The organism is Methylophaga muralis, from assembly GCF_001720165.1.
In the GTDB taxonomy this organism is placed as follows: domain Bacteria; phylum Pseudomonadota; class Gammaproteobacteria; order Nitrosococcales; family Methylophagaceae; genus Methylophaga; species Methylophaga muralis.
Map to the genome: position 1 here is coordinate 20871 of NZ_MCRI01000018.1, position 12024 is coordinate 32894.

Annotated in this window: 12 protein-coding genes; 3 read left to right on the forward strand and 9 right to left on the reverse strand. The window is 44.8% G+C overall.

Translation table 11 applies throughout. The annotated features are described in order from the left end of the window. Together A9E74_RS08575 and rpoE are read right to left on the reverse strand one after the other, a co-directional pair. A complete protein-coding gene (locus A9E74_RS08575) occupies positions 1-570 on the reverse strand; it encodes a sigma-E factor negative regulatory protein (RefSeq protein WP_069296219.1) in 570 nt (189 codons plus the stop codon). Positions 571-575: 5 nt separating this feature from the next. Further along, positions 576-1151 carry an RNA polymerase sigma factor RpoE gene (gene rpoE / locus A9E74_RS08580; protein ID WP_069296220.1) on the reverse strand — a complete coding sequence of 192 codons (576 nt, stop codon included), beginning with the start codon at positions 1149-1151 and terminating at the stop codon, positions 576-578. 128 nt (positions 1152-1279) lie between these two features. On the opposite strand from rpoE, the gene nadB reads away from it, so the two are divergent. Next, on the forward strand, positions 1280-2881 hold the full coding sequence (gene nadB / locus A9E74_RS08585; RefSeq protein ID WP_069296221.1) for an L-aspartate oxidase: 1602 nt from the start codon (positions 1280-1282) through the stop codon (positions 2879-2881). On the opposite strand, the gene A9E74_RS08590 is transcribed toward nadB, so the two are convergent. Then, on the reverse strand, positions 2856-3293 hold the full coding sequence (locus tag A9E74_RS08590) for a protein YgfX (protein ID WP_069296222.1): 438 nt from the start codon (positions 3291-3293) through the stop codon (positions 2856-2858). The genes nadB and A9E74_RS08590 overlap by 26 nt on opposite strands. Positions 3294-3373: 80 nt before the next feature. Between A9E74_RS08590 and ygfZ the strand changes: the two genes are divergently transcribed. Next, positions 3374-4285, forward strand: a complete 912-nt coding sequence (gene ygfZ, locus A9E74_RS08595; protein WP_069296223.1) for a CAF17-like 4Fe-4S cluster assembly/insertion protein YgfZ — start codon at positions 3374-3376, stop codon at positions 4283-4285. Positions 4286-4291: 6 nt separating this feature from the next. Here ygfZ and A9E74_RS08600 read toward each other — a convergent pair whose 3' ends face one another. The 5 genes from A9E74_RS08600 to suhB all read right to left on the reverse strand — a co-directional run bounded on the left by A9E74_RS08600 (position 4292) and on the right by suhB (position 10213). Next, positions 4292-5647 (reverse strand): sigma-54-dependent transcriptional regulator, encoded by a 1356-nt coding sequence (locus A9E74_RS08600; RefSeq protein WP_069296224.1) that lies wholly within the window; start codon positions 5645-5647, stop codon positions 4292-4294. After that, entirely contained in the window at positions 5644-7239 is a 1596-nt protein-coding gene (locus A9E74_RS08605; RefSeq protein WP_069296225.1) for a sensor histidine kinase, read from the reverse strand. Before A9E74_RS08605 ends, A9E74_RS08600 begins: the two co-directional genes overlap by 4 nt. Next, positions 7239-7457 (reverse strand): PP0621 family protein, encoded by a 219-nt coding sequence (locus tag A9E74_RS08610; RefSeq protein WP_069296226.1) that lies wholly within the window; start codon positions 7455-7457, stop codon positions 7239-7241. The genes A9E74_RS08605 and A9E74_RS08610 overlap by 1 nt, the downstream gene beginning before the upstream one ends. A 64-nt stretch (positions 7458-7521) precedes the next feature. Further along, positions 7522-9354: a translational GTPase TypA gene (typA, locus tag A9E74_RS08615; protein ID WP_069296227.1), complete on the reverse strand. Its 1833-nt coding sequence runs from the start codon at positions 9352-9354 to the stop codon at positions 7522-7524. Positions 9355-9418: 64 nt separating this feature from the next. Next, a complete protein-coding gene (gene suhB / locus A9E74_RS08620; protein ID WP_069296228.1) occupies positions 9419-10213 on the reverse strand; it encodes an inositol-1-monophosphatase in 795 nt (264 codons plus the stop codon). A 223-nt stretch (positions 10214-10436) separates the two neighbouring features. Here suhB and A9E74_RS08625 point away from each other — a divergent pair, with 223 nt between their 5' ends. Beyond that, positions 10437-10736: an Lpp/OprI family alanine-zipper lipoprotein gene (locus A9E74_RS08625; protein WP_069296229.1), complete on the forward strand. Its 300-nt coding sequence runs from the start codon at positions 10437-10439 to the stop codon at positions 10734-10736. A gap of 86 nt (positions 10737-10822) precedes the next feature. On the opposite strand, the gene A9E74_RS08630 is transcribed toward A9E74_RS08625, so the two are convergent. Then, positions 10823-11986 (reverse strand): L,D-transpeptidase family protein, encoded by a 1164-nt coding sequence (locus tag A9E74_RS08630; protein ID WP_069296230.1) that lies wholly within the window; start codon positions 11984-11986, stop codon positions 10823-10825. Between the last annotated feature and the right edge of the window lie 38 nt (positions 11987-12024).

Below are 12024 nucleotides of genomic sequence, written 5' to 3' on the forward strand. Positions count from 1 at the left end.
TTAACGCTCCGTGCCGTAAGAGACGACACGCCCGTAAGAGAACATTCCTGAAGCACCAACATATTCGTTGTGATCAACCAGATAAGTATTGAGCCTGTCTTCAATTTCCGGCTCGGCGACTGTCCAGCGATTAGAAGTCTGACTGACCATAGTTGCTGGTGCTTCATTTGCAACGACGCTTGCGACCGGAATGTTATTTGTTGCAGATTGCTGTTGAACTACACCCACTACAGCAAGCGCACCAATTGAAGCCGCCATCGCCAGGCCAGTTGCCTGTTTCCAGAAGTTTTGCGGGAAGCGAATCAGTTTTGCAGTAGATTTGTTTTCGATTGCCATTGAATAAGCCGGCTCATCATCAAGCGCAGCAGAAATTCGTGAGGTTAAATCTAAGGGGCTCAGATTAATGCTTCGGGTGTATCCATGCAGGATATCGCTAGCTTGCTGGTAGCGCATAAACGCTTCACGGGCAGAATTGTCGTTGGCGATCAATTCCAACGCTTGTTCAAGTTCACTACCGGTCAGCTGGCCATCAACCAAAGCAGACACTAATTCGAGATGATTAATTGCCATTGTTATTATTCCTCTTCACCCATAACTGACTTAACTTGTTTATCGATAGCTTCCCGTGCCCTAAAAATCCGCGACCTGACGGTACCAATCGGACAATCCATCGCTTCTGCGATTTCTTCATAACTCATGCCTTCAAATTCACGCAATTTGATTGCGGTGGCTGTCTCTTCAGGCAAGTCTTCAATCGCTTGCTGAATCGCTTCTTCCAACTGCACACACATGAGACTGTTTTCAGGGGTCTCAAATTCCTTAAGTTCTGGCGCATCGTAATAATTTGTTGCATCCATCGCATCGACATCACTCATCGGAGGTCGACGGGAACTGGCAGTAAGATGATTTTTTGATGTGTTGATAGCGATACGATACAGCCACGTGTAGAACGCACTGTCGCCACGAAAGTTCGGCAATGCTCGATATGCCTTTATAAAGGCTTCTTGCGCAACATCCATTGCTTCTACTGGGTCATGCACGAAACCGGTTATCACATGTATGATTCGCTGTTGATATTTCATTATCAGCAGATCAAAGGCTTTTTTATCACCCGCCTGCACCCGCTGAACTAATTCCTGATCCACGTTCATTTTTTTATCCGGCCTACTCCGACAAGCCGGAGACGATTTCTGTTTAATGCTTGATTGACCAATGTCATTTATTTTTGTTCCACAATCAGTGCACAATAATTGTTGGCATTCTACCTGTAACAGGACCCATGACGACAACTCATCATTTTGATCTGCTGATAATCGGCAGCGGTACGGCAGGTTTAACCTTGGCATTAAAGATGGCAGACCAAGCCCGCGTTGCCGTTCTATCCAAAAGCCAGCTTGAGGAAGGGGCATCACTTTATGCTCAAGGCGGCATCTCAGTTGTACTCGATAAAGCCGATTCTTTGCAATCCCATATCGATGATACTTTGCGCGCCGGCGGCGGATTATGCGACGAAGCAGTCGTACGTTTTACCGTTGAACATGCGCGGGAAAGTATTGAATGGCTAATTGAACAAGGCGTTTCCTTTACCCGTGATGATATGACCACCGAGTCTTATCATCTGACTCAGGAAGGTGGCCATAGTCATCGCCGGGTCATTCACTCGGCGGATGCAACGGGTCGTGCGGTAGAAACCACATTGTTGGATAAAGCCAAAGCGCATCCGAATATTTCTTTATTTCCCTATCACATCGGCATTGATCTGATTACTACCCGCAAACATTTGGCTGCAGAAGACAATACCTGTCTGGGTTGTTATGTTCTGGATATTAAAGCCGATCAACCAAAAACCTTTCTGGCACCGGTTACCGTGCTGGCTACTGGCGGGGCAGGAAAAGTCTATCTCTATACCAGCAATCCGGATGTCTCCACCGGTGATGGTATTGCAATGGGCTGGCGAGCAGGCTGCCGAATCGCCAATATGGAATTTATTCAATTCCATCCAACTTGTCTTTATCATCCAAAAGCCAAATCTTTTTTAATCAGTGAAGCCTTACGCGGTGAAGGCGCAACGTTAAAACTGGCTGATGGCACGCGCTTTATGCCGGCATTTCATCCGCAGGCTGAACTAGCACCGAGAGACATTGTGGCAAGGGTGATTGACCATGAAATGAAACGTCTGGGTCAGGATTGTGTATATCTGGATATCAGTCATCAACCCAAAGAATTTATTACTTCTCACTTCCCCACCATCTATAAGCGCTGCCTGCAATTTGGTGTGGATATGGCAAAAGAACCCATACCAGTTGTGCCTGCAGCACATTACACCTGTGGCGGCGTCATGACCGATATGCATGGCAGAACGGATATTGATGGTCTGTATGCTGTTGGGGAAACTGCCCATACCGGCTTGCATGGTGCGAATAGGATGGCCAGTAACTCATTGCTGGAATGTCTGGTGTTTGCCGATGCGGCGGCAAAAGATATTGCCAATCGCCCGAAAAAACAACTACCTGAAAATATTCCACACTGGGATGATAGCCGCGTACATCCGGCTAAAGAGGCAGTTGCGATTAGCCATAACTGGGACGAGTTACGCCGTTTTATGTGGGACTACGTGGGCATAGTGCGCAGTACTCAACGACTCAATCGTGCTCGTCAGCGCTTGTTTTTATTACAACAAGAAATTAATGAGTTTTATAGTCAGCACCATATCAGTAACGATTTATTGGAGCTACGTAATCTTGCGGATGTGGCGGAATTGATTATTGAATCGGCATTGCAACGCAAGGAAAGTCGAGGGTTGCATTACACACTGGATTATCCTGAAATGTCTGATGGTAATGCCAGTAACAGTATCATCGCTGGAAAAACGCCAACCTGATTCGCACGCGTAATTGTCGATATTGTTGTTTATCAACAGCATCTTTCAACACCATTACTGATAAACGTTGATTAGTATCCGTCTTAAAATTGAGGATAACAGCTAGTCGTGTTACCCATGAAGATTCCAGCGATAACGTAGCAGAGAGTGATTCATCCGCGTAGCTGATTTGCCAAAATTCCTTATCCGAGTTCATTAATGTAATTGGACGTTTAGAATATCGGCCGATCAGACCAGAGCGATAAAGCTGAACTAGCAAACTCAGTATCAGTGCTAACACGAAGAATATTTTAAAAACGAATTCCACAGCCATTAACGACACACTGACTGCGGCCAGAAAATGCATCATAACGCTGTAAATCAACAGATATCTAGATGATTTTAATGGTAGAAAAAATCCTTTTTCTCGCATTTTGATTCCATATTTTCGGTAATGCCACAAACTCGTTACAATGACATGCTCAAATCTATCTTATGCCTAAGAGTAAATTCATGACTACTGACTATCAATCCATTTTGCAACAACAGTCTTCTGCCGGACTCGCAGAGAGGAATGATGACAAACACTTTGTGATCCCATTACCCAGTTTTGGCGTCATCACGGTCACCGGAGAGGAAGCCAGCAACTTCCTGCAAAATCTGCTCACCAACGATGTTAAACAATTAGATAAAGCCAGCTCGCAGCTAACCGCTATGTGTAACCCCAAAGGACGTTTGCTGGCGCTTTTTACACTGATTAAAACACCCGATGGTTACCAGTTAGTGTTACCCAAAAGCCAATGTGCTTTTCTGGCGCAGCGGCTGCAGATGTTTAAATTACGCAGCAAAGTTGAAATTATTGACCATAGCGAAGACTTACAAGTGTGTGGTTTGCTCGGCGATGCTCAACCATCTTCTGCTATCGCATTACCATCAACCTCCCACGCATTGTTGATTACAACGACTGACCAGATGGCCTCTGAGCTGGCATCATTAATGGAAAATGGTTGGCAGCTTGCTTCTGAGGCGAGTTGGCATATTGATGAAATTAATGCAGGCATACCTTACATTTTGCCGGAAAGCCGCGAGCTGTTTACCGCACAACAGTTGAATCTGGATTTAGTTGGTGGGGTCAGTTTTCGTAAAGGCTGTTATCCCGGACAAGAAGTGGTTGCGCGCCTGCATTATCTGGGTGAACCAAAACGTCGTTTGTTTCACGCTGTGGCAAACACAAATAGCCTGCCAGCAGTGGGAGAAACCGTTAATGACAATGAAGGTGCGGTGATCGGCCATATCGTTAGAGCCATTCACGGCCCTGATCAAAACTTGTTTCTGCAATTAAGCTTAAAACTGGAAGGCGCAAATCACGATTTGTTTTTAAACGATGGCACAGCTATTGATCAGGTTCAGCCATCTGCTGCCTAAGAAAAGTTATTCGAGGTCCAGTTTTTTTAGTTTGTAACGTAACGCACGGAAAGTAATACCCAGACGTTTAGCGGCAGCCGTTTTATTCCAACGGGTTTCATTAAGGGCTTTTTCGATTATCGCCCGCTCTTGATCTTCAAGATGACTTTCCAGATCCTGATTGATTTCGGGCTCAACTAAAGCAGATATCGACATAGTGTTTTTTGTCGATGATGTTGCAACCGGTAACATTAAATCAGCAGCGGTGATGCGTGTGCCTTCAGCCCAGGTCAACGCCCTTTCAAGCGTATTTTCCAGCTCTCGCACGTTCCCTGGAAAAGGATACTGCTGCAGGGCTGTAATGGCTTCTGGTGTTAATTTGGTGACAACTGAATGCGTTTTACCAGCCAGATTTTGCAAAATATGTTCAGCCAGTAACTGTATATCGGCTTTGCGTTCTCTTAAGGGCGGCACCTGCAGTTCAATGACATTCAGTCGATAAAACAGATCCTGGCGAAATGTTCCCTCATCCACACACTCCGCCAGATTTTTATGCGTTGCCGATAAAATCCTGACATCAACATTGATTTCTTCGTGCCCACCTACCGGACGTATCGCTTTCTCCTGAATCGCCCGCAATAATTTGACTTGCATCATCAGGGGTAAATCTGCGACTTCATCCAGAAACAAAGTGCCACCATCGGCATGTTGGAACAGACCCTGTTTATCGGCCACCGCTCCGGTGAAAGCACCTTTTTTATGTCCAAAAAATTCGCTTTCTACTAACTCGTTGGGAATAGCGCCGCAGTTAACCGGTACAAATGCTTTGTCCGATCTTGCACCCAGATCGTGAATTAAACGTGCAACTAATTCTTTACCGGTTCCGGACTCACCACTGATATAAACCGGCGCCTGGCTACGAGCCAACTTGGCGACTTTTCCACGCAACTCACGCATTAACTCGGTTTCACCCAATAAACGATCACGCGAGCGTCGGTCATTTTTATGTGGTCTATTTGGTGAAAGTTTTAATGCGGCTTCCACCAGTTCACGTAAAACCCGTAATTTCAATGGTTTGGATACAAAATCAAATGCACCTGATTTCAATGCCGTGACTGCTAAATCCATATTGCCGTACGCTGTTATCACCGCAATGGGTAGCTCGGGATGAGTAGCTTGAATACTTTTAACCAACTGCAAACCATCACCATCCGGCAAACGCATATCGGTGAAACATAGATCAAACGATTGCTGTGACAACAATCTCTCCGCTTCAGCAATGCTCTCCGCCGTCACACAATCAATTGACATACCGGACAAGGTCATTGACAGCAAATCAAGGATGTCAGGCTCATCATCGACAATCAACGCTTGTGGATTCATTGAATAAACTCTTGTCTTTGCGGTGGATAACTTATTCTGAAACAACTTCCTAATTCAGGCAGATAACTTAATCTGGCACCATTCGCCTGACATAACTCACGTGCCAGATACAATCCTAAACCGGTACCGCCTGTACGTTCTGAATGAAACGGCTCAAACAAATGTTGCATGGCTTGAGGACTCACGCCCGCTCCATTATCGATAACATCAATATGGATATCCTCTGAGAGCAGTGTGACACGGATTTCAATGGGTTGGGTCTGCTCTTTATCCGCATAGTGCCATGCATTATCAATAAGATTCCACATCACTTGATGTAATTGCTCTTCATCAGTACAAATTCGAGCTAATGGTGCCGTTGACGTTAATAAAATTTGCTGTGGTGGTATATGTTTGATTTCACAATATTCCTCCAGCAATTTTTCCAGCCATGGACTTAATACCACAACGCTTGGCTCGACATTCTTGCGTCGACTCATTTCCAGGATGGTTTCGATAATACTGTTCATCCGCACACTATGGCGCTGAATGATGCCGGTAAGCTTACTGACTGATGCATCATGACTCACTGTTTCAGCTAACAATTCACCCGCATGACTGATAGCACTCAATGGATTACGAATTTCATGTGCAATACTCGCCGTCAAACGCCCCAAGGAAGCCAGTTTTAGTTGTTGGGCATGTTGAGCCAGCGCAGTGGTATTTTCGATAAATACCAACACTTCACCAGAATCAAGCTGCGTGGCACGGGCCAATAATTCTGGCAAATCTGCCCGTGCCTGAAACGGTTCAAATGCATCGGGTAAATGTTGTTTCCAACGCCAGATTTGATCGGCTAATTCAGGCACATACTGTTTGAGCAAAAATTCTTTCGGCGCATGTTCAATGCCCATAAATTTTGCGGCAGATTGATTGCATAATGTCACTCTACCCTGTTCATCAACGACCAATACCGCCACTTGCATACGACTGATGATGTGTTGATTCAGATTAGCGAGTTTATTCAGATCCTGCGCTTGTTGCTCTGCCAGCATTTGTGAGCGCTGCATAGTGCGTGACAGCAGATGTGCCAGCAGTGCGGTAATGAAAAATATCGCACCCAGCATGCCCGCTTGAGCAAAATGACTTTGGCCGACTCCGGTCAATTCTGCATAAACCGCTTCCAGTAGAACCGATAAGGTTGCGATAGCCGCGATAAACACTGCAAGTCGACCTGGAATCAATGCTCCACCAGCAACGACTACAACAACCAGCAATGCGCCAAGACCACTTTGCAATCCGCCAGCTGCATGAATAATTAATGCTAGAGCGATAATGTCGATAATCAGCTGAATGCTGCATTGGGTAACAAAGATTCCCCAGTGGCGACTGGAAAATATCATCAGCAATACAGCCACCATCAAATAACTCAGGCTGACAAAATGATGTAATAAAGGGTATTTATTACCGATGAATTCTGGAGCTAATTGAAGATAAAAAACCACAAACAAAATGGCCGCCAGAAACAGACGGTAGCCGGAGAATAAGGTTAGCGCCCGCCAGGAGGCCTGATCTTGTTCTGATTTAGTGGTGCTGAAATATTCGCCAACCATTATTTTTGATGCTGATAAGCCTCAAGATGCTCTGTGGTACAAAAATAATGCTGATTTTTCTGAATTGCTTCCTGTTCCAGCAAATGCAATCCACATTGTTCGCAGCGCACCATTTTTTCAGTTTGTTCGATTTGTCTTTCGTTTTTTATCTGCCGGTATAAATTCCGGAAGATGATAAATAGCAGCAGGCCTATCGCCAGCAGGAGCAAAATTCGCATGGTTTACCTCAAAAAAAAGGGCATCCGTTATAGGATACCCTTTCTTGTTCAGTTGGCGATACAACTAGCCACGTGAAGCGCGCTTACGCTCGTGCTCCAGCAGGAATTTCTTCCGTACTCTGATGGATTTAGGCGTTACTTCCAGTAATTCATCGTCACCGATAAATTCCAGCGCCTGTTCCAAACTCATGCGAATTGGCGGAACTAAGGCCACTGCTTCATCAGAACCTGATGCACGCATATTGGTTAGCTGTTTACCTTTTAACGGGTTAACGACCAAATCGTTATCACGTGAGTGAATACCGATAACCATACCTTCATAGACTTCATCGCCATGGCCGATAAACATACGACCACGGTCCTGCAGGTTAAAGATAGCAAATGCCACCGCTTTACCCACACCATTGGCAATCAATACACCATTGATGCGTTTACCAAAAGTACCCGGTTTAACTGGTGCGTAATGATCAAATACGCTGTAAATCAAACCGGTACCTTGAGTGGCAGTTAAAAACTCAGTACGGAAACCAATCAAACCACGTGATGGAATAATAAAGTCGAGACGCACTCGGCCTTTACCATCTGGTGACATATCTTTCAGTTCACCACCGCGAGTACCCATTTTTTCCATTACCGAACCTTGGTGGGTATCTTCAACATCAATAGTTACCGCTTCGTATGGTTCTTCTTTGGTGCCGTTCACTTCACGAATAATAACTTCAGGACGGGATACACCCATCTCGAAACCTTCACGACGCATGTTTTCGATCAATACAGAAAGATGTAATTCACCACGACCAGAAACACGGAATTTATCGGGATCTTCAACCAGTTGTTCGACTTTTAAAGCGACGTTATGAATCAATTCACGATCCAGACGTTCTTTAATTTGGCGGGTAGTAACGAATTTACCTTCTTTACCAGCAAACGGAGAATTGTTGACCTGGAACGTCATGGTGACCGTCGGTTCGTCAACGCTTAACGGTGGTAAAGCTTCAACAGCATTAGGATCACATAAAGTATCTGAGATATTCAGCGGATCCAGACCAGTAAACGCAATAATGTCACCAGCATGTGCTTCTTCAACTTCTTCACGGCGCAGTCCCATAAAGCCCATGACCTGCATTACACGGCCATTACGTTTTTTACCTTCGGGATCAATTACTGTCACCGGCATGTTAGTTTTAACTTTGCCGCGCTCAATACGGCCGATGCCGATAACACCAACATAACTATTGTAATCAAGTGAAGTTACCTGCATACGGAAAGGACCTTCAGGGTCAACCGCAGGAGGACTCACTCTATCCACAACCAGTTGGAATAAAGGCGTCATATCACCATCACGCACGGTATCTTCCATACCAGCAAAGCCATTCAGACCTGACGCGTAGATAACATCAAAGTCCAACTGTTCGTCGGTGGCATCCAGATTGGCGAATAGATCAAATGTTTGATCCAATACCCAGCCTGGACGAGCACTTGGTTTATCAATCTTGTTGATAACTACGATTGGTTTCAGACCCAGTGCTAATGCTTTTTGCGTAACGAAACGCGTTTGTGGCATCGGACCTTCTGATGAATCCACCAGCAACAATACGGAATCAACCATAGACAGAACACGTTCAACTTCACCACCGAAATCAGCATGGCCCGGTGTATCGACGATATTGATGCGGTAATCATTCCAGCGGATGGCGGTATTTTTGGAAAGGATGGTGATACCACGCTCACGTTCCAAGTCGTTCGAGTCCATCACCCGTTCTTGCAGCTCTTCATGTTCACTGAAGGTACCGGACTGACGCAGCAGCTGATCAACCAAAGTTGTTTTACCGTGATCGACGTGAGCGATGATGGCTATGTTACGTAGTTTGTTTATATCTCTAGAATTATTACTCATAAAATCAGTTCATTAAGGCATGTCTGGCATGCGCTGTTAAAAAATGTCCCGGTGGGGACCTCAATCACTTCAGGTTACCCGACACAAACGGGGCAATACTTTTTTGCAGATGAGCATGGATCGATAAGTTGCCCGCAATTACGTGTCCCTTATCCAAAACCTTGTCACCGCCGGTAAAATTCGTCACCGAACCACCCGCTTCTTCAACTAACAATTTACCGGCTGCTAAATCCCAGTTTTCCAGTCCGATTTCCCAATAACCATCCACTCGACCGGCGGCGACATAGGCTAAATCCAACGCTGCCGAACCGGCACGACGAATATCCGCCACTTGTGGAAAAACTGCGGCAAACATCTGCATATAAACATCAATATGTTGCGGATATTTGAAAGGGAAACCGGTGGCAATCAATGCACCATTGAGATCTTTGCGCTTCGTGACACGCAGACGGCGATCATTGAGCTTGGCGCCTTCACCACGGCTTGCGGTAAATAATTCATCACGCATCGGGTCGAAAACCACAGCATGGTCAATACGGCCTTTGACCATCACACCAATCGATACGCAATAATGCGGAAAACCGTGAAGATAATTTGTTGTTCCATCCAATGGGTCGATAATCCAGACCACATCGTTTTGACCTGTTTCACCAGACTCTTCCGCCATAATGGCGTGGTCAGGATAAGATTTTTTAATGGTGTTGATGATTTCCTGTTCCGCAAGGCGGTCAACATCGGTAACAAAATCATTCAATCCTTTAGCGGTAATTTCCAAATGATCGACATGTTGTAAAGAGCGCATAATCAGGCTACCTGCCTGACGAGCCGCACGTACGGCTATATTCAGCATTGGATGCATAGAACAAATTTTTCCAGAGCAAAAAAAAGAATGCGACAAAAATAGTAAATACTATTCCAGTCCAAAAAAAGAGAGCATAATTATAGCAACTATCGCCACTAATTCGCAGTTTAAATTTGTGGCAATAGACAGCATAAATATTTCCTGCTAGCCTTTTGTCAGGCTTGCATTTACAAACGAAATGGAAATGCTACCAACCCTAGTACACTTTAAGGAGATACAAATGAAATCATTAGCTAAACTGAGCGCCGTTATCCTGCCTTTGGCATTACTGACTGCATGTGCAAATACTGCTGAAATGGAAGCATTAAAAGGTTCAGTAGAATCTGCACAATCAACAGCTGATTCTGCTTTAGTTGCAGCTCGCAACGCGCAAAGTACTGCTGATACTGCACAACGTACTGCTTCTGACGCTGAATTAGCTGCTACAAATGCACAAAAAGCGGCTGAAGATGCACAAGCACAAGTTGATGCTTGCTGTGCAAAAATCGATCGTATGTTTGAAAAAGCAATGAGCAAATAATTTAAATAATTATTTTTTCATAGCTTCAAAACAAAAAAGCCGGGATTAATATCCCGGCTTTTTTGGTTCTGCAGTTTGTAAATTTGTTAAAACATTTCTTCTGATAAATGCGCAGGCCACACCGGGATACCCGCTGCTGCAGAAATTTTATCCGCCGCTTCACGCGCAGCTTCCAAATTTTCAAATGGTCCTACGACCACTTCGTTTATCGCTTTATTTCTTAACGGCCAGAATTTATCCTGCATGTTTAAATCTTGTAACGCTTTGCGCATTTTTGCCCCAGTGTTCAGTTGCAAGCCACCATGTACAAACCAGACATTATCAACAATCTTTTCTTCCTGCTGATTGATTTGCTTAACAACACCATGTGTTGTCATCACGATTTCTTCTGCAAACGGCCAATCCTGCTCTGATAGCATACTATCCTGAGCGTTTAGGATAGCCTGAATCATTGGAGTCATATTGCCACTTACTTCTTTATACATTTCAGGAATTGGGGCATGGGCTTCCAAAAACAATTTGCCATTTGAAACGGCTGCTTTATATGGCTGGTGAAGAATATTTACCTGTGTATTAAGTGAAACCAGGCTGTATAAATGTTCAATATCTTCTGGGTACAAACGTATACAACCACTGCTGACGCGTAAGCCAACACCATATGGTTTAGCTGTGCCATGAATCAGATAACTTGGGTTGGATAATCGTATTGCACGGGTACCCAGTGGATTATCCGGACCAGGTGGAACGACTGCTGGCAGAATATCGCCGGCTGCTGCGTGTTCTCTACGAACAGATTCAGGCGGTGTCCATGAAGGGTTCTCACGTTTTTGAATAATTGATAATTTACCTAGCGGTGTATCACGACCTTCACGACCGATACCAATTGGATGGGTAATTACTTGTTGTAATTGATTAGCTTGTTTTGGCGGAAAGTAAAATAACCGCATTTCCGGAATATTAATCACAATGCCTTTTTGCGGCGCATCGGGCAAAATGAATTTATTTGGAATCAATACCGGTTTGTTATCACCTGGCAACCAGGGATCCAGATTAGGGTTGGCCGCAGTCATCTCGGTATAGCCCAAATCAAATTTACGACCGATATCTAATAACGTGTCTTCGTGACGACTGTAAACAACGAGGTTGTGTCCGATGACACGCGTTTCCTCATCAGCCAATTCAAAGGTGGTTGCACCGACTGGAAGTACTAATAAACTACTCGCCAAACCGATAAATAAACGACTAATCATTACAAACCTATAGAGTTAAGGGTGAATAAACAGCGGCT

Coding starts and splice junctions, on each gene's coding strand:
- suhB (WP_069296228.1), bottom strand. CDS start 10,213: ATGCATCCAATGCTGAATATAGCCGTACGTGCGGCTCGTCAGGCAGGT.
- rpoE (WP_069296220.1), bottom strand. CDS start 1,151: ATGAACGTGGATCAGGAATTAGTTCAGCGGGTGCAGGCGGGTGATAAA.
- A9E74_RS08605 (WP_069296225.1), bottom strand. CDS start 7,239: ATGGTTGGCGAATATTTCAGCACCACTAAATCAGAACAAGATCAGGCC.
- A9E74_RS08575 (WP_069296219.1), bottom strand. CDS start 570: ATGGCAATTAATCATCTCGAATTAGTGTCTGCTTTGGTTGATGGCCAG.
- A9E74_RS08625 (WP_069296229.1), top strand. CDS start 10,437: ATGAAATCATTAGCTAAACTGAGCGCCGTTATCCTGCCTTTGGCATTA.
- typA (WP_069296227.1), bottom strand. CDS start 9,354: ATGAGTAATAATTCTAGAGATATAAACAAACTACGTAACATAGCCATC.
- A9E74_RS08600 (WP_069296224.1), bottom strand. CDS start 5,647: ATGAATCCACAAGCGTTGATTGTCGATGATGAGCCTGACATCCTTGAT.
- A9E74_RS08610 (WP_069296226.1), bottom strand. CDS start 7,457: ATGCGAATTTTGCTCCTGCTGGCGATAGGCCTGCTGCTATTTATCATC.
- nadB (WP_069296221.1), top strand. CDS start 1,280: ATGACGACAACTCATCATTTTGATCTGCTGATAATCGGCAGCGGTACG.
- A9E74_RS08590 (WP_069296222.1), bottom strand. CDS start 3,293: ATGCGAGAAAAAGGATTTTTTCTACCATTAAAATCATCTAGATATCTG.
- ygfZ (WP_069296223.1), top strand. CDS start 3,374: ATGACTACTGACTATCAATCCATTTTGCAACAACAGTCTTCTGCCGGA.
- A9E74_RS08630 (WP_069296230.1), bottom strand. CDS start 11,986: ATGATTAGTCGTTTATTTATCGGTTTGGCGAGTAGTTTATTAGTACTT.